Source organism: Chryseobacterium jejuense (assembly GCF_017877355.1).
Lineage (GTDB): Bacteria > Bacteroidota > Bacteroidia > Flavobacteriales > Weeksellaceae > Chryseobacterium > Chryseobacterium jejuense_A.
This window is the reverse complement of record NZ_JAGIPR010000005.1, coordinates 233654-250571: the sequence shown is the minus strand read 5'-3', so window position 1 is coordinate 250571 and position 16918 is coordinate 233654. Positions and strand designations below refer to the sequence as shown.

Annotated in this window: 19 protein-coding genes and 2 tRNA genes; 9 read left to right on the top strand and 12 right to left on the bottom strand. The window is 35.7% G+C overall.

Features of this window, described 5'->3' with window-relative positions:
* Positions 1-10 precede the first annotated feature (10 nt).
* The 3 genes from J2772_RS12210 to J2772_RS12200 all read left to right on the top strand — a co-directional run bounded on the left by J2772_RS12210 (position 11) and on the right by J2772_RS12200 (position 1486).
* Positions 11-1255: a bifunctional folylpolyglutamate synthase/dihydrofolate synthase gene (locus tag J2772_RS12210; RefSeq protein ID WP_209917000.1), complete on the top strand. Its 1245-nt coding sequence runs from the start codon at positions 11-13 to the stop codon at positions 1253-1255.
* A gap of 49 nt (positions 1256-1304) precedes the next feature.
* Positions 1305-1379, top strand: a tRNA-Val gene (locus J2772_RS12205).
* Between the two features lie 32 nt (positions 1380-1411).
* Positions 1412-1486 (top strand) — tRNA-Val (locus J2772_RS12200).
* A gap of 69 nt (positions 1487-1555) precedes the next feature.
* Here J2772_RS12200 and J2772_RS12195 read toward each other — a convergent pair.
* From J2772_RS12195 to J2772_RS12175, 5 genes are all read right to left on the bottom strand, one after another.
* Positions 1556-2440, bottom strand: a complete 885-nt coding sequence (locus tag J2772_RS12195) for a glycosyltransferase family 2 protein (RefSeq protein WP_209916998.1) — start codon at positions 2438-2440, stop codon at positions 1556-1558.
* A 4-nt stretch (positions 2441-2444) separates the two neighbouring features.
* A complete protein-coding gene (locus tag J2772_RS12190; protein WP_317194504.1) occupies positions 2445-3410 on the bottom strand; it encodes a glycosyltransferase family 9 protein in 966 nt (321 codons plus the stop codon).
* A 2-nt stretch (positions 3411-3412) separates the two neighbouring features.
* Positions 3413-3832 (bottom strand): SufE family protein, encoded by a 420-nt coding sequence (locus J2772_RS12185; RefSeq protein ID WP_209916996.1) that lies wholly within the window; start codon positions 3830-3832, stop codon positions 3413-3415.
* Positions 3833-3932: 100 nt separating this feature from the next.
* Complete coding sequence (locus J2772_RS12180) at positions 3933-5045, bottom strand: glycosyltransferase family 4 protein (protein WP_209916994.1); 1113 nt, start codon at positions 5043-5045, stop codon at positions 3933-3935.
* Entirely contained in the window at positions 5045-5269 is a 225-nt protein-coding gene (locus J2772_RS12175) for a uroporphyrinogen decarboxylase (RefSeq protein ID WP_068941119.1), read from the bottom strand. The genes J2772_RS12180 and J2772_RS12175 overlap by 1 nt, the downstream gene beginning before the upstream one ends.
* A 151-nt stretch (positions 5270-5420) precedes the next feature.
* On the opposite strand from J2772_RS12175, the gene J2772_RS12170 reads away from it, so the two are divergent.
* The gene (locus J2772_RS12170; protein WP_209916992.1) at positions 5421-7964 is read left to right on the top strand and encodes an ATP-dependent Clp protease ATP-binding subunit; all 2544 of its coding nucleotides are present in this window, start codon (positions 5421-5423) and stop codon (positions 7962-7964) included.
* A 256-nt stretch (positions 7965-8220) separates the two neighbouring features.
* Here the strand turns inward: J2772_RS12170 and J2772_RS12165 are convergent, their stop codons facing one another.
* Positions 8221-8748: a hypothetical protein gene (locus J2772_RS12165; protein WP_209916990.1), complete on the bottom strand. Its 528-nt coding sequence runs from the start codon at positions 8746-8748 to the stop codon at positions 8221-8223.
* A 209-nt stretch (positions 8749-8957) separates the two neighbouring features.
* Between J2772_RS12165 and mnmA the strand changes: the two genes are divergently transcribed.
* Together mnmA and J2772_RS12155 are read left to right on the top strand one after the other, a co-directional pair.
* The gene (mnmA, locus tag J2772_RS12160; protein WP_209916988.1) at positions 8958-10145 is read left to right on the top strand and encodes a tRNA 2-thiouridine(34) synthase MnmA; all 1188 of its coding nucleotides are present in this window, start codon (positions 8958-8960) and stop codon (positions 10143-10145) included.
* 206 nt (positions 10146-10351) lie between these two features.
* Positions 10352-10558: a hypothetical protein gene (locus J2772_RS12155; protein ID WP_209916986.1), complete on the top strand. Its 207-nt coding sequence runs from the start codon at positions 10352-10354 to the stop codon at positions 10556-10558.
* A gap of 50 nt (positions 10559-10608) precedes the next feature.
* On the opposite strand, the gene J2772_RS12150 is transcribed toward J2772_RS12155, so the two are convergent.
* Positions 10609-10962: a hypothetical protein gene (locus tag J2772_RS12150; RefSeq protein WP_209916985.1), complete on the bottom strand. Its 354-nt coding sequence runs from the start codon at positions 10960-10962 to the stop codon at positions 10609-10611.
* A 28-nt stretch (positions 10963-10990) separates the two neighbouring features.
* A complete protein-coding gene (locus J2772_RS12145) occupies positions 10991-11710 on the bottom strand; it encodes a glycine-rich domain-containing protein (protein ID WP_209916983.1) in 720 nt (239 codons plus the stop codon).
* A gap of 113 nt (positions 11711-11823) precedes the next feature.
* Between J2772_RS12145 and J2772_RS12140 the strand changes: the two genes are divergently transcribed.
* From J2772_RS12140 to J2772_RS12130, 3 genes are all read left to right on the top strand, one after another.
* Positions 11824-12720 carry a hypothetical protein gene (locus tag J2772_RS12140; RefSeq protein ID WP_209916982.1) on the top strand — a complete coding sequence of 299 codons (897 nt, stop codon included), beginning with the start codon at positions 11824-11826 and terminating at the stop codon, positions 12718-12720.
* Positions 12721-12853: 133 nt separating this feature from the next.
* Positions 12854-13060, top strand: coding sequence for a hypothetical protein (locus J2772_RS12135; protein ID WP_209916980.1), 207 nt, complete (start codon positions 12854-12856; stop codon positions 13058-13060).
* A 162-nt stretch (positions 13061-13222) separates the two neighbouring features.
* Entirely contained in the window at positions 13223-14449 is a 1227-nt protein-coding gene (locus J2772_RS12130; protein WP_209916979.1) for a DUF6051 family protein, read from the top strand.
* A gap of 145 nt (positions 14450-14594) precedes the next feature.
* Here J2772_RS12130 and J2772_RS12125 read toward each other — a convergent pair whose 3' ends face one another.
* The 4 genes from J2772_RS12125 to J2772_RS12110 all read right to left on the bottom strand — a co-directional run bounded on the left by J2772_RS12125 (position 14595) and on the right by J2772_RS12110 (position 16859).
* Positions 14595-15338: a LytR/AlgR family response regulator transcription factor gene (locus J2772_RS12125; RefSeq protein WP_209916977.1), complete on the bottom strand. Its 744-nt coding sequence runs from the start codon at positions 15336-15338 to the stop codon at positions 14595-14597.
* A 57-nt stretch (positions 15339-15395) separates the two neighbouring features.
* On the bottom strand, positions 15396-15668 hold the full coding sequence (locus tag J2772_RS12120; RefSeq protein ID WP_209916976.1) for a 2TM domain-containing protein: 273 nt from the start codon (positions 15666-15668) through the stop codon (positions 15396-15398).
* A 20-nt stretch (positions 15669-15688) separates the two neighbouring features.
* Positions 15689-15979 (bottom strand): 2TM domain-containing protein, encoded by a 291-nt coding sequence (locus J2772_RS12115; RefSeq protein WP_209916974.1) that lies wholly within the window; start codon positions 15977-15979, stop codon positions 15689-15691.
* 310 nt (positions 15980-16289) lie between these two features.
* Positions 16290-16859 carry a methyltransferase family protein gene (locus tag J2772_RS12110; RefSeq protein ID WP_209916973.1) on the bottom strand — a complete coding sequence of 190 codons (570 nt, stop codon included), beginning with the start codon at positions 16857-16859 and terminating at the stop codon, positions 16290-16292.
* Positions 16860-16918 lie beyond the last annotated feature (59 nt).

Sequence of the window (16918 nt, the reverse complement as noted above, 5' to 3'; positions counted from 1 at the left end):
ATTTTGTATCATGACAAACGAACAATATCAGGAAGCTATCGACTGGCTTTTTGTACAGATGCCCAACTATCAGATAGATGGACAGAAGGCTTATAAACCAGGACTTGACAATATCATTAAGCTTTGTGCTTACTTTGGAAACCCACAGGATAAAATAAAATGCATCCACGTTGGCGGTACCAATGGAAAGGGATCCTCAAGTAATATGCTGTCATCCGTCCTTCAGGAAGCCGGTTACAAAGTAGGTTTATATAATTCTCCCCATCTTATTGATTTTACAGAACGTATTAAAGTGGACGGTAAAAACTGTCATAAAGAGTTTGTTTTTGATTTTATTCAGAAGCTTAAAAATATTCCGGAAGACATCAAACCATCATTCTTTGAGTTTACCACCATCATGGCTTTTGAATATTTTTATCAGCAGCAGGTAGATTTTGCAATCATTGAAGTGGGCTTAGGGGGAAGACTGGATTCTACCAATATTATAAAGCCTTTGGTTTCTGCTATTACGAATGTTCAACTTGATCATCAGAATATATTAGGAGATACTATTGAAGAAATAGCAGCTGAAAAAGCCGGAATCATTAAAATGAACACTCCAATTATCTCGGGTGATGAAAATGAAACTGTAAAAACAATCATCAGAGAAAAAGCAATGAAGGAAGACGCTCCTTTTATAGATGCTACTCTACTTCATACTGATCTTTCTTCTGATTTGAAAGGAAATTATCAGAAAAAGAACATCCGTGTAGTTTTGGCCATTATTGAAGAGCTAAGAAAACAACACATCAATATTACTGATAAGGATCTGGAGAACGGATTACTGAATGTTCATCAAAACACAAACTTCATTGGGCGTTGGTTTGAGTTCTCAAAAAATCCGCTTACTATTTGTGATACGGGACACAATCAGGCTGGTTTGGAGTATGTTTTTTCACAATTAAATTCAATTGACAGGCACAAGCATGTCATTTTGGGGTTTGTAAATGATAAAAAAATAGATGAAGTGATGAATTTACTTCCTGAAAATTCTGAGTTTTATTTTGCCAAACCATCCATCAACAGGGGAAGACACCCCGAGGATTATGAAAACTTACTTCAGGAGGCGAAAATTTTTTATAAAATTTTTAATTCCGTACAGGAAGCATATCTATCTGCAAAAGAACGATGTACAAACGAAGAAATGATTTTTATTGGCGGAAGTAACTTTGTTGTTGGAGATTTTTTAGAAAAAAATTTGGAGTTTAAAGAATAAGTTGTATATTTGCACCACTCTAAACGAGGAAACAATAACAAAGTCTAGAGGGTTCTTAGCTCAGTTGGTTCAGAGCATCTGGTTTACACCCAGAGGGTCGGGGGTTCGAATCCCTCAGGACCCACAAAAAAGGAAACGAAACCTTTCAAAAAATTCGGGCTCTTAGCTCAGTTGGTTCAGAGCATCTGGTTTACACCCAGAGGGTCGGGGGTTCGAATCCCTCAGGGCCCACAAAATCTCTCAGGAAACTGGGAGATTTTTTTATTTTTAATACTTCTCTCCTATTCATGAGAGTTCGTTTTATTTCATCTTTCTTATCAACACAGCCAATTTATAAAAGTCAAAATACCGTATATTGGGACTCTTTGAAAGAAGATTCGTTTTTACCCTATTCTCAAAAACTTTATAAATGGAGAGAAACAATGGAATACACCCAAACTGTTTCAATATTACTGCTGCTTTATACACCTTAATATCCTTAATAAAAGCACTGTTTTTAGGATTTTTTGAAAGCCTGAATAAAGACCCCATCCCTATTTCCGCTTTCTCCATAAAAATAGCATTACTGGTATCATCAACATGAATAACAGGATTAGCCATAGCCAAGAATTTTATTTTATTTTGCTCAAGGAGTTTGGCAAAAACGAAATCTTCATATCCATATTCTGTCAGCGTTTCGTTAAAAGGGAATTTTGCAAAAACTTTTTTTGAGATAATAAAATTAACGGTTTTAAATAATGAAAAATCATAGGACCTACTGCCAAAAAAAATTTCTCTTTCCACAGAATACCTGTTTCTAAGAGTTGATGCATATTGGGGATCAATTGTAAAGCTTCCGTAAATAAGCTCTAAATTCGGCTGTCTATTTATTTCGGATATATAATTCCACAGAAAAGTTTTCCCAGCTATTTTAACGTCACAATCAAGGAATAAAAGATAGTTCCCCGAAGAATATTGCAGAAAGAGATTACGGATTCTGGAACGCCCTATATTTTCTTCCAGGAAAACCAGTTTTTTCACCTGGCTCTGAAGTTCTTTGTTGATTGATTTAAAAGCAGCATCAGACGCATCATCTATCAATATAATTTCTGCGTCTAATCCCTGGCTGTCAATTTCTTTTTTTAAATCAAAAACCAATTCACGGACATCAAAATTATAGACAGGAATACAGATTGACAGCTTCATGATGTCAGATTTTCTCAACTACTTTTTGGATACTGAATTCTTCAAGACATGCCCAATCTCCCCTATAACATTCTTTATCTCCAAAAACGGAGCATGGTCTGCAGGAAAGATCTTTTACCTGCACCACATCATCTTCACTCTGTCCGAATCCTAAAAATCCGGCGTAAGGATGTGTTGCGCACCATATAGAAACACATCGAGTTCCCATAAGACTTGCCAAATGCATATTCGCGGAGTCCATAGAAATCATTACTTCCAGTTCTGAGATCTTCTGAAGTTCTTCGTTAAGGCTTAATTTTCCGGAAAGACTTTTGGTATTAGGAATCTTGCTTTCCCAGGATTCAAGGGTTTCTGTTTCTTTTTTTCCGCCTCCAAAGAAGTATACTGTGTGTTTCTGAGCCAAAAGCCTGGCTAATTCAAATGATTTTTCCAGTGGAAGCATTTTTCCTTTGTGTTGAGCAAAAGGAGCAAACCCAATTCCTGATTTATGCTCCGACACCGGTCTGAGTTTTTGTGAAAGCTCTACCTTAAAACCCATTTCACGGAAAACATCTGCATAACGTTCAACTGTTTTTTTTAATTGAACTTTATCCAAATTCCAGACATCAGTAAGATGTTCTTTTTCTTCTTTCCCTTTATTTATTTTGAAAACCTTCAATCCTTTTCTCCTGTAGATTTTATCCAAGATTTTGGTTCTGATCACATCATGAAGGTTGGCAATATAATCCGGTTTGAATTCTTTAATCAATTCATCTCCCAATCTTCTCAGTCCAAAGAACCCTTTATAATCATCTACATTAATTCCTTTAAATATAACATTAGGAACACCTGCAAACAATGCTTCAAAGTTCTTTCTTGAAACCATTACAATCTCCACACCGGGATTTTGCTCCAAAAATTCCTTAAAAACAGGAACCGTCATGGCAACATCTCCAAATGCAGAAAAACGATATGCTAAAATTCTGGTCACGATTATGATTTCAGCTGGTAAGCTACTGCGTAAAATTTAATTTGTTTAGTCATGGCCATCAACCCATTAGCTCTGGATGGTGAAAGGAATTCCTGTAATCCGATTTCTGAGATAAATTCAAAGTCAGAATCTAAAATTTCCTGAGTAGAATGCCCACTGTAAATGCTCACCAAAAGAGAAACAATACCTTTTGGTAAAATTCCGTCTGAATCTGCATCAAAGAAAAGTTTACCTTCTTTAAATTCAGCATCAATCCAAACTTTACTCTGGCAGCCTTTAATCAGATTTTCATCTGTTTTCTTATCTGCCGAAAGCCCTTTCAGTTCTTTTCCAAGATCAATGATGTATTCATATTTCTGCTCCCAATCGTCAAGAAACGCAAATTCGTCGATAATTTCCTGCTGTTTTTCCTTAATGGTCATTGTAAATCAAATTTCTTTATGCAAAGATAGTAAATTATGCTTTAGACCTAAAGTGTTAGTTCCCAAGCTAATTTCAGGAATATTATGCTATGAAAATAGTCTATTGCTTAAAGCCTAACGAATTAGAAGCTTTCTGAAAAACCTGCAATAGTTTTATTTCTTCATTCTCCCAACAAAGTACTTTAGATGCTTTTTCCAGTTCCGGCTGATAATTAATTCTTCCATTTGCTAAAACTCTCTTTACTGCAGCTGCAATGTTTTTCGGCTGATGATCTTTAATTAACTCACCCACATCAAACTGATTTTTAATATTCTGAAGCTCGGGAAGGTTTGACAAAATCACAGGAACTCTTGCCTGAATACAATCTAAAACCTTATTTGGCAGAGAATACAGGTAACTGTCTCCCCCATTCTCTTCAATACTCATTCCGCAGTCAGCAGTTAGTGTAACCTTTCTTAAGTCTTCGGGTTTTAATTTTCCAAGGAACTGAACTTTATCCTGAAGGCTTTCTTTCACTACAAGCTCTTCATATTCTTTCTTTCTTGGACCATCGCCTGCAATTTTCAATTGTACATGATCCATATGATGCATGGCAAGGATCACTTTGTCAATTCCCCTGAAAGGGTTAATAGCTCCCTGATACAAAAGTATTTTAGGATTATTTTCAGGAATATCAAGATTAAAATCAAATCTTCTGGGCGAATTTTGAACAATCACCGGGCTTATGCCATATTTTTTTTCAAACCATTTTCCGTAACTTCCGCTTGCTGTAATCATCCATATCAACTTTGGAATAACAGTCTTTTCGACATACCGCCACAATTTTTGTGACATTTTGCCCTGAACAACAGGCATTTCCGAAAAAATTTCATGACTGTCAAAAACCAAAGGAATATTTAATTTCTGAGCAATAAGATAGTTGGGATACAACGCATCAATATCGTTGGCATGAAGAATTGTATTTTGATCTGCCTTTTTTTTGAGCTCATAGTAGAGCTTCCAGTTAAATTCAAAGTAAGCCGTTTTCAGACTTTTGGAGGCCAAATGAATTCGTGAGAACGGATAAGGGCGCTGCATTTCTTCAGCTCCGTTCCAATCATTTCCAATCAATTCAATATCATACCCATTTTCATGTAAAGTCCGGCATACCTTTTCAATACGCTGGTCTGTATACAAATTACTGAAGGCGGATGTGATGATTTTTTTCTTCATTAAGCTTTTTTTCCAAGCAATAAATGATAGATTTGAATAAAGCAAATAAGCCCGTTCGGGATGATGACCGGCCATAAAGGTCCGCTAAAGAAACCATAAATGACAAAACAGGCACAGCCAATCATGTTAACAATTCTGATTTTTCTTACATCTTTCAGTATGAAACTCAATACGATAAAAACTGAGGCTGAGTATCCGACGTAAGTGATAATTTCAGGATTCATTGAGATTTTTTAATGATAACAAACTTAATCATTTTCAATAAGATAATAAAATTTTTTCTGCCATAAAGTCATTTATTGATTTTTGGTAAAATATTTGTAATTTAGATAATGAATAAATGGCAATGTTGCTTTTATTCTAATGAGATATATTATGGATTATAAGTTTTCACAAGGTTTGAGCCAGGTGTTCAAACAAAGCAAAAGCGAAGCTAAGAGGCTGAAAAGTGAATTTCTTAATACAGAACATCTACTTTTAGGTATTATAAAAACGGAAAACTCTGCAAAAGAAATCCTTCAAAACCTCAATGCGGATTTAACACAAATCAGAAGAAAAATTGAAACTCTAAATACAGCAAGTCTTAATCCTATTTCTGAGGAGGTTACCAATATTTCTTTCACCAAAATGGCAGATCATGCTATTAAACGTGCGGAGTTAGAATGCCGACAATACAAAAGCAATGAAATTAATACCGTTCACCTGCTTTTAGGTATTCTATATAAATATGAGGATCCTACTTCAAATATTTTGGGAGCTTATGACATCGACTATGAAGGTGTTTCAAGAGAGTACCAGACTATGCTTAAAAATTCCGGGCAGTCACCACAAATGAGTGCTTATGATGACGATGATGAAAGAGAGGAATTTGAGCAAATGAGAAAGCCTACAGGAAATCTAGGCTCTGCAAAAAGCAAAACTCCTACGTTGGACAACTTTGGTAGAGATTTAACATCTCTAGCAAGGGATGGAAAATTAGACCCAGTAATCGGACGTGAGAAAGAAATTGAGCGAGTATCTCAGATCTTATCCCGTAGAAAGAAAAACAACCCGCTTCTTATTGGGGAGCCCGGAGTTGGTAAATCTGCAATTGCGGAAGGGTTAGCTTTAAGAATTCAGCAGAAAAAAGTTTCCCGAGTTCTTTACGGAAAACGTGTTATCACATTAGACCTTGCTAGTTTAGTAGCAGGAACTAAGTATCGTGGTCAGTTTGAAGAAAGAATGAAGGCCATTATGACTGAGCTGGAAAAAAACAGAGATGTCATCTTATTTATTGATGAGCTTCACACCATTGTAGGTGCAGGAAGTTCTACAGGAAGTTTAGATGCATCCAACATGTTCAAACCCGCGTTGGCTAGAGGTGAGATTCAATGCATTGGAGCAACTACTCTGGATGAATACCGTCAATATATTGAAAAAGACGGGGCTTTAGAAAGAAGATTCCAAAAAGTAATGGTGGAACCTACTTCTATTGAAGAAACCATTCAGATTTTGAACCAGATTAAGGATAAGTATGAAGAGCATCACAATGTAATTTATACGCCTGAAGCCATTACAGCGTGTGTCAATTTGACATCGAGATATATTACAGATCGTTTCTTACCGGACAAAGCTATTGATGCGATGGATGAGGCAGGGTCAAGAGTTTACATCAAGAACATGAAAGTTCCTACGGAAATCATTGATTTTGAAAAGAAAATTGAAGAGATCAAGGAATTGAAACAAAAAGCGGTGAAAGCTCAGGATTATCTTGAGGCAAGAAAGCTTAAAGATGAAGAAGAACGTCTTCAGATGGAACTAAATGCTGCCCAGGACAAATGGGATAAGGATGTAAAAGAGAAAAAAGAAACCGTAAGCGAAGAAAATGTTGCGGAAGTAGTTTCTATGATGAGTGGGGTTCCAGTAACGAAAGTTGGTAAGAACGAACTTGATAAACTGGCTCAAATGGATGAAAAACTTAACGGAAAAGTTATCGGTCAGGAAGATGCTGTGAAAAAGGTAGTGAAAGCTATTCAAAGAAACAGAGCAGGCCTTAAAGATCCAAACCGTCCGATTGGTACATTTATCTTCCTTGGAACAACAGGGGTTGGTAAAACTGAGCTTGCCAAAGTAATGGCGAGAGAGCTTTTTGAGTCCGATGAGTCTTTGATCCGAATTGATATGAGTGAATACATGGAAAAATTCGCTGTTTCAAGATTAGTAGGTGCGCCTCCGGGATACGTTGGATACGAAGAAGGTGGTCAGCTGACTGAAGCGGTAAGAAGAAAACCTTATGCTGTGGTTCTTTTGGATGAGATTGAAAAAGCTCACCCGGATGTATTCAATATCCTGTTGCAAATTCTGGATGAAGGTCACGTTACCGATAGTTTAGGTCGAAAAATCGACTTCAGAAATACAATCATCATTCTTACGTCCAATATTGGAACAAGAGATCTTAAAGATTTCGGAGATGGTGTAGGTTTCGGAACTTCAGCTAAAAAAACCAATACAGATTCAAGAGCAAGAAGTACCATTGAAAATGCCCTTAAAAAAGCATTTGCTCCGGAATTCTTAAACAGAATTGATGACATTGTGATCTTCAACTCTCTTGTACAGGATGACATCAAGAAAATCATTGATATCGAGCTTAACAAGCTTTATGGCAGACTTGAAAAGTTAGGTTATAAAGTGGAATTAACCGAGGAAGCAAAAGACTTTATTTCTGAAAAAGGATGGGATAAGGACTTCGGTGCAAGACCATTGAAGAGAGCCATCCAGAAGTACATTGAGGATTTATTAGCAGAAATGCTTGTGAATAAACAACTGAACGAAGGTGAAACTGTAGTTCTTGAGCTTAACGAAGCAAAAGACGGGTTAGTAGGTGGAAAAACTTCAAAGCCTAAGAAATCAGCGGCTGAAAAATCTTCGCCTCAATCTTAAATAAATAATTTAATTTTAATAAAAAAGCACTGGGATTTTCCCGGTGCTTTTTGCTTTTTATAGGTTTTGGTTAAAGCCCATCCCTGTTGAATTTATATTGTGATGTTTGAAATCATCTGCGTAATCTTGAAAATCTGCCGAGATTATGTGTAAACAGCATAATGTCATTCTGATGAAGGAAGAATCTAAGCTACTTCTCTTCTATTGAATCACCCCAAAAGTCTTTCCTATACTTTTGAAAAGATCTGGACAGATCCTAAAGTCCAACCACAAATCCAATATTCGGAACCAGACCATTTGAAAATACACTTGAATTCTCTTTCCAAAGTACATTATACATTAACCCAATCTGCATAAAAGAATTGTTGCCAATTCTCTGCATGTATCCACCACCAAGGTATAATGCATTTTCCTCTCTGTTGTACTTATAATCATAGTATTTATCTTTATAATTGATGAAGTAATGCTGAAAGTTGGCACTTAAATAAAATGAGCGGGCAATATAATAGTTGGCAAAAGGCCCTATCCCAAACATCGTGGATCTATAATAATCTGAGGTTTGCCAGGAAACACTTCCCACAGCCCCCGCTTCAAGATCTTCAGTAAGACGATATCCTACTCTTGGAGAAGCCTGCAGATAAAATGAACTGTTGCTTCCAAATCCAAGACCTATTCCTCCCCCAAAGGTCCATTTGTTATTTTCCTGTATTGGCGTCCCTATTGAAACCTGGGAAAATGCAGATCCGGAAACGACCAGCACCGTAGAAATAATAAACTTTTTCATATTTAAATATTTTATTTTGTTCTAAAATCTATAAACCATCCTTATTCAACCTGCTTTTGGATGTTGTAAACTTCATGATTGGCGGCTTTGATATTCCTATCGTTTTTATCAATGTTTAAAATTATGGTTTTTTTACGAATTTATTTAGTTGTATTTTTGCCGCGTCAAACTAAGAACTCCCGTTAAGAGTTTCGTAAAATTGAAATACAATGAAAATAGTAGTAGGCCTCTCAGGAGGTGTAGATTCGAGTGTTACAGCATATTTGCTACAACAGCAAGGTCATGAAGTAGTGGCTTTGTTTATGAGAAACTGGAATGATGCTTCGGTAACATTGGAAGATGAATGTCCGTGGATCGAAGACAGTAATGATGCTTTAATGGTAGCCCAGAAGCTGGGAATTCCATTTCAGGTAATCGATATGAGCGAACTTTACAAGGAACGTATTGTAGATTATATGTTCGAGGAATATCAAAGAGGGAGAACTCCGAATCCTGATGTATTGTGTAACAGAGAAGTAAAATTCGATGTTTTTATGAAGACTGCCATGTCTTTAGGCGCCGATAAAGTTGCAACAGGGCATTATGCAAGAGTACATTCTACTATTGATGAAAATGGAAAGGAAATTTTCCATCTTTTGGCAGGAAAGGATAACAATAAAGATCAGTCTTATTTCCTTTGCCAGCTAAATCAGGATCAGTTATCAAAAGCTTTATTTCCTATCGGAGAGCTTACCAAACCTCAGGTAAGAGAGATTGCAAAAGAAATTGGCTTGGTAACGGCTGATAAAAAAGATTCTCAGGGATTATGTTTTATCGGAAAGGTGAGCCTGCCACAGTTTTTACAGCAACAACTTAAACCAAACGAAGGAGAAATTGTAGAAATTTTCAAAGACTCGCCTTTATTTGCTGAAGAAACACCTGAATTCTCTAATAAGGAGGAAGAACTTAACTTCTTATCAAGAAAAATCAATTATAAAAAAACTGACGGAAAAGTTATCGGGAAGCACCAAGGGGCTCAATTTTTTACGATCGGACAAAGTAGAGGATTAGGAATTGGCGGACATAAAGAAAGCTGTTTCATAGTATCCAGAGACATGGAAAACAATATCCTTTTTGTGGGAGAAGGAAATCATTTCCCTGGACTTTACAAAAAAGCTTTGAAAATAGACAATTCCGAGCTTCACTGGGTTCGTGAGGATATGAGACTTCAAAATGGAGAATCTATGGAAGTAATGGCCAGATTCAGATACAGACAGTCTTTACAGAAAGCAACTGTTTATCAGTTTGAAGACGCTTTTTATGTTGAGTTTGAAGAGCCGCAGTCTGCTATTGCTGAAGGACAGTTTGCTTCATGGTATTTGGATGAAGAGCTGATTGGAAGTGGTGTGATTTCGTAATGGTTTTGAGGTGTGAGATACGTAATACTGATCTGTTCATTGAACCAGAAACCAGACAAAATTAAGAGCAATACTTAATGATATATAAAACCCGAAGCAATTTTTGTTTCGGGTTTCTTTTTCTAAAAGCAATAATTTTAAAATTTTTCTGTAACGTATTTTGAATTGTCATACTTACTGAGTAAATAACAATAAAAAATACCATTATGAAAACAACTACAAAAAATCAGTATGCTTTTGCCAACAGTATTTTAATCGCTTTGGTATCTGCCATTTTCGGCTACAATCTTTATCAGGCAATTGTACATCCTGACCAATCGAATATTGCCATTAGCCTTATTTTAGTGGTTCTTACCTCCATTATGGTCAGAAAATACGGTTATAAGCAAGTAAAAGACAAAGAGAACAATTAATCCCACTATCTTATATAAAGCCCGAAGCATTTTGTTTCGGGTTTGTTTTTTTATTGTTTGAGTTTATCATTGAATTTCCAACTCATCAATAAAAATGCAATAACCAACTCTGCAATTAATATCATAGCTAAGAAGCCAATTGGTTTTCCCAACATGATTCCCCGGATCAGTTTGACAATTCCCAAACAGCCAATACCCATTAGAAAATAAAAAATTGTTGGTGAAACTCTTTCCCCTGCCGATTTTACGATAAAGATTGAGACATAAAATCCAAGTACCAGAATCAAATAGAATTTCAAGAAGTCTGGTCCTTTCAGTATTATCGGATTAAATGTCTTACATTCAGCAACAAGCCATATAAAACTTATCACAACCGGTATACAATGAATGAATAACTTTTTCATGATTCAATATTTTTTTGATTATTCATTTTTATCCACCACAACCTCCGCAACCACCACATCCTCCACCGCAGCTTCCGCCACAACTACTTCCCCCACTACAGCTACTTCCTCCACAACTTGAATCGGAGTTTCCGTTATTCTTGTCTTTACCTTTTTTAAAGGAAGAGATGATTCCTCCAAAAATGATAATTCCTACGAAGGAGAAGAAGATAGAACTGATTGTTGTTATCACCTCTCCAAGGCAGGAAGTAAGCAGCAGGATCAGCATCAGGAATGGGATAAGCTTCCATATTCGCGGCTTACTTTTTGTTTTTTCAGTATTACTTCTATTCAGCCAAATATCCTGAGGGGCCTCAGACTGGAAAATATCCTGATAGCTTTTTAATGTGTCTGTAAACCAATGCTGATGTTTCACCTTTTCACTGAACCCTCCTCTTGATGGATGGTGATGCAAGGGCCTCTTTAAAATATCTGGGCAAAATACTTCCCAATAATTTTGGGTGTAAATCAAATGCAGATGCCATACTTTATCCACTATTTCACTTGGGGAAGCTCCACTGGGAAGGATACAGCAGAGATAAACAAATTTTTTATACTCTTCGATGGCTTTAATGGTAAAATCCAGGCTCCAGTTTTCTTCTTTGGCCAGTTTTTTCGAAAAAGGGAATTCAGCATCGGAAGCATCCAGCGAGAATCCCTGAATTCTGTTCCAAAGAGATTCATCTTTTAATAACATTCTTGTTTCCATTGTTTTTCTTTTGTTTTTCTACTCAAATTTCAATGGATTCTATAATATAAAAGTCTTTCAAAAATCGTATTTGGTTTGATAAAAATCTTAAATTAGTCTTACAAAATCTAAATATGAAAAAGGAAGATATTCTGCATCTTGAGAAGCTCATGAATTTCCTAAGTAGACATTTTTTAAAGAAAAATCATTGGGAAGATGTTACCAAAACCGAATGGTCTTACATCTGTGCTGAGCTTAATGAACTTATTACCAATGAACATTCGGAACAAGGAGTAAAGAAAGCCCTTGATCTCCTGGGAACCCATTATCTTTATGAACATCTGATTATCAATAAACTTAAAAAATTTAACCAGAATGAAAATGCAATTGTAAGCAGGCCGAATCTTGCGAAACTAAGTTTGATTGTCAGGGTTTTAGGATACTCCAATTATATTGATTTTATCAATTCCAATACGGAATCTTTCAACTTTAATGATCTTAAGATTGATATGAATAATGTGAATCAGAATACGGCACTTTTAGACCGTCTTGTAGGCTGTTGGTATTCATACAACAGAAATCTCCCAGAAAATCCCACACAGGCCCGGGAAGATAGGATCTGGCGTTCTGCTATGGAAATCTACAAGTCTGATACCACCGGAGAATATTTTATAGAAAGAAGTGGTGGAGATCATCATAAATATTTCGGAAAAGTAACGGCTTACTCTGATTATGTTTTTATCATCATGAACAGCAATACTTTTATCCGGCAAAGGCATTTTATATCCAGAATAAAAGACAGCAAGGAAAAGCTTAAAAACCCAGACTATAAGCTGCATGAACTTCACTTTATCAGCACATGTATCAGTTTTAACCAAGAACCTATTGCCCTGTTTGAAATCTTCCGGAAGGCTGACAGAAAAAGTTTTATTTCGGATTCCATCAGCTTCCCTATTGATAGTGATGAAATTCCGGAATCTATTCTTAAACAGCTTGAAGACACTGAGTCTAACAGGATTGATTACAGATAGGCAGAAGGCGAGTTACAGGATGCAAAGTACAGGTTTTGGATATGGGAAGATATTTTTTATTTTTTTGAAATTTTTCTGTAACATATTCTGAATTGTCATACATACTGTGTAAACAACAATAAAAAATATCATTATGAAAACTTCTGCTTGCAACAATCAGCACGCATCAGCCAACAGTGCTTTGATCTTTGTTGTCTCTATGCTTTTAGGGTATAATATTTACCAGGAAATCTATCATCCGGAAAAATCAGACCTTTTTATATGTATTATTCTGGCAGCACTTACTTCGGTAATGGTTCAGAAGTATGGAACCAAAACTGATGAAAAAAAGAAAATATAAAACATCCACATCTATTCACCATATCCACCCGAAGCAGAATTGTTTCGGGTGTATTTTTATTGATCTTATGCCTGAAATACTTTTAACCTTTAAAAACCAACACTTTACTACAATAATTATCTAATTTCATTGTTCTAAATATGAACCCTCAATGATCTTGCTATGGAATATTATGAATTGTATGAAGTTTTGAAAAGGCATTTTGATTCCAGAAAAGAGATTGTGGAAATCAAGGATTTGAACGTAACCATTGAGTCTGTTCCTTTTGAATCTAAGGTTTCTGACCTTCTTTATGGCTCCAATAATATGGATTGTCCTAAACATCATCAACCCTTAAAAATCAATAAAACTGCCTATCAGATATATCATCAGCCTTCAATAGATATCAAGGATTTTGATATCGAATGCAATAAAAGATTTGAGTATCATATTCTCAAAAGAGCTGATGTAGAAACTGCTGACGGATGTATTATCTTTTTCCATGGATTGAATGAGAAGAAATGGGATAAATATCTTCCGTGGGCCTATGAGTTAGCTCAGAAAACCCATAAAGCGGTCATGTTATTTCCGATTGCCTTTCATATGGATCGTGCTGAAGCGATATGGAGCGACCGTCATCAAATGACGGAAATTGTTAAGTTCAGAAAGGAAAGATATCCTGAAAACACTCATTTTTCTTATGTAAACGCCGCCACAAGTTCCAGGCTGGAAGCTCATCCACAACGAATTTTCTGGTCAGGATTACAAACCTATTCAGATATCATTGAAGTAGTGAAGGAAATTAAAGCCCATAAGGTTAAAAGCATTGCTCCGGATGCAAGCCTTGATCTGTTTGGATATTCCATAGGTTCATTTCTTTCCATGATTATTAAAATGGCTGATCCACATGGTTTTTTCACCCAATCTAAAGTTTTTTGCTTTTGTGGCGGAATGACCATTGACAGGATGTTTCCGATTTCCAAATACATTATGGATTCTCAGGCTACGGTTAAAATGCAGTCTGTTTTTACGGAGTTATTAAGTTCTGACTTTAAATTTGATAACAGACTGAAACATTATCAGGATGATGAACTACATCCACATGAAAGCTGGTTCAAAAAGATGCTCCGCTACAATTATTTCCAAAAGGAAAGAGAGGAGCGAATTCATGAAATTCAGTCTCAGATAAAGGCTTATGTATTGGAGAAAGATAGCGTTGCTCCTCCCATAGAAGCCTTAAATACCCTACAGGGTGGCTACAGAAACATCAATGTAGATGTTGAAATAAAGGATTTCCCTTTTGATTATTCTCATATGGTTCCTTTTCCACTGACGCATAAGCACAAGACCGAAATAACGGAAGCTTTTCATCAGTTTACAAAATCTGCCAGTGATTTTTATTCCCGGTAATCAGGCTGAGAAAATGGAGAGGAGAAGTCTGAAAAGTAGTAAAATGAGGTCCATAATTATGTTTTTTTGGTGGTTAGATATGCGAGCTACGGATGCAAGTTACAAGTTTTAGGATGTGGGACTTTGTGGAAAATGATTTTCTGGTTTAACTTACGAGCCAGTCTTTAAAGTCTTTGACACGGTCCCGGCTTACGGTAATTTCTTCCTGAGGCTGAAATTCGAGGTCTACTTTGTAATAAGGTGAGGTGTGAATGTTTTTGATGTAATCAGAATTGATAATAAACTGCCTGTTCACGCGGAAAAATCTTTTTTCGTCCAGAATTTCTGCCAGTTCATCCAATGTAAAATCTGATGGATAAGAACGACCATCTGTCTGAAGGTATACAATCTTATTCTCACTGAAAAAACAACTTATTTCATGGGTCTGAACAATTTTCAGATTATACCCTATTTTCACCAGAACCCTTGAAAGAATAGATTTTTCTTTTCTTATCAGCTGCTTGATATCCTGCGATCCAATGTCATTATTGGAAGGTAGAAAAGATTTAAATTTCTCAATAGCGCCTGAAAGATCTTCTTCAAGAATTGGTTTCAACAGATAATCTATACTATTTAATTTAAAGGCTTTTAGGGTATACTGATCGAATGCTGTTGTATAAATGATAAATCCTTTGGTAGGAACTTTTTCAAAGATATCGAATGACAGCCCATCTCCAAGAACAATGTCAGAAAAGATCAACTGTGGATGTTCATTTTCAGAAAACCAAGCGACTCCCTCTTCTACAGATTCTATTTTAGCAACCACCTCAATATCAGGAAAATTACTTAACATCCTCTCTAATTTCCTTGAAGCTGGTTTTTCGTCTTCGATAACAACAGTCTTAATCATTGAGCTCGTAGTTTTAGTTTTAAAATTTGGAAATAAAATTAGGTAAAATAATCAGATTTAAAAATCTATCGTTTTTTTATTTTTTTCAGCTTCTTTTTCGATGATTCCTTTTTCCCATTCATCATTAAAAATAAATAAAGAGGTTGCCTTCATCACCAGTATTAATGCCCAAATCCCTAAAAATAAATGCCCTCCAAAAATTCGATAACGCAGCTCATCATTAAACCAATCATTCCCGATAATAATCACTGATATAATTCCAAACCACACCAGGTTTTTATAGAATTTTTTCAGCTTCTTAACTCTGTTGTATGCACCGTTATAATCCATGATTTCTTGTTTTTAGGTTCTTATAATGTTTTTATTTTTCCTTTTTCTTCTTCCATCAGTTCTTTAATCTTCCTCTCTTCCCAGTTTTTCCCAATTCCAAATACATTTACTGCATGAAATGCAATTCCTATTCCCCATCCCAGCATTGGCCATAAGAACCATAAATAACCAGGCGCAGTCATAAGATTCAGAAAAGCTAAGAAGGGAATCACAATACAGTAAGAAGTAAGGTTTCCATAGAACTCTTTTAATTCTTTTACTCTTTTTGAAGCTCTTTCGTAAGCGGTTGTTTCTTTGTTAAAAGTTTCCATATTTTTAATTTTTAAAGGTTAATCTGTCTTTTCTTGAATCAAATGTATGGCGGAAAAGCCCCTCAAATCAATTTTATATGACCGAACGGTAGATTATGCTTCCCGAATGGTAAAAATACAGGAGTAATGAATTTGATGGAATTGAATACAAATTGTTGGAATACGCAAAGAATTTCTCAAAGTGACGTTTTAAGGCACAAGAAATTCAAAATTTTCAGCTACCTGATGCTGATTTTTTGCCACTCATGCACGAATAATTGTATTTGTACTTGAATAGCTATATAAAGCAAATTCTTGTATATAGGGAAAGTTAGTAGATAAATGGAATCAGTTTCTTTGTTGTTTTTCTGTATTCGAGATATTCCTCTCCGAATTGTTCTACAAGAGCCTGTTCTTCAATTTTAATTCTATAAGCAAAAGCTAAAAACGGAGGTACAAAAGCAAAAATCAAAGACAGCCAGTTATTGAGATATAATCCTAGCCCCACTGAGGTAAGCAGAGAAAAAGCATATGATGGATGTCTCAAGTATTTATAAAAGCCTTCCTTTTCGATCTTGTGGTCATCTTTAATGGTAACATCCACCGTAAAATATTTCCCCAAGAACCTGATAGTGATAAATCTGAAAATAATACCAATAAGAATAAGCGATTCCCCCACATACATGATCCGCCTTCCATGGGTAATGGGCAACGTAGATAGATTGGAAATCATTACTGCTGCTGCAATTGAAAAAGGAATAGCAAACCATAAAATATTAAGGGTAGACCTGTCCTTCCCTTTTTTATCATCTTTACCGGATTTCAGCATGTTTTTATAAAGAAACTCACTGAGAAACCACACAATCATTGATATTACGTACAAAATCTGTAAAGTTCTCATTTTGATTGATATTTAAAGTGTTTTTAAGCAAAAAGTCAAAGAAAATAAAGGAATTTAAT